Here is a 511-nt window from a genome sequence, read left to right on the forward strand (position 1 = left end):
CTCTTCCGAACTACAGAGCGAAAGAACAATGCGTTAGCCTCTCCACCCTAAACGGACGGGAACGCATTCCCTTAGTGGTGGGTAACTACCAGATAGAAAAACTCAAGGGCAAGAAGCCTACTTCTGCCACTCTCTGCAAACGCAAAGATGGTAAGTTTTATATCCACATCCAAGTAAAGGAAGAAGTGCCAGAACCTCAGACTGGACATGGGGTTTTGGGCGTTGACTTTGGTAGGACAGACATTGCACATACATCGGAAGGAGACAACTGGCATGGACAGCAGTTAACTAAGGTACGAGACCACTACTCCAAACTGAGGGCGGTACTCCAACACAAGGCTAGTAAAGGCACACGCAGTTCTAGGCGTAGATGTCGGGAACTGGTGAAACGGCTATCTGGCAGGGAGAGACGCTTTCAGGCATGGGTAAACCACTGCATTTCTAAGACTATTGTGGCAAGGGCAAAAGCAACGGGCAGTGTTATTGCTTTGGAAGACCTGACAGGGATACG

General features: G+C 49.1%; 1 pseudogene. It reads left to right on the plus strand.

The annotated features are described in order from the left end of the window. Window positions 1–511: pseudogene (locus tag L5470_RS13320) on the plus strand (RNA-guided endonuclease TnpB family protein); the annotation flags it as partial.

This window comes from Synechococcus sp. PCC 6717 (assembly GCF_022698185.1).
Lineage (GTDB): Bacteria > Cyanobacteriota > Cyanobacteriia > Thermosynechococcales > Thermosynechococcaceae > Thermosynechococcus > Thermosynechococcus lividus.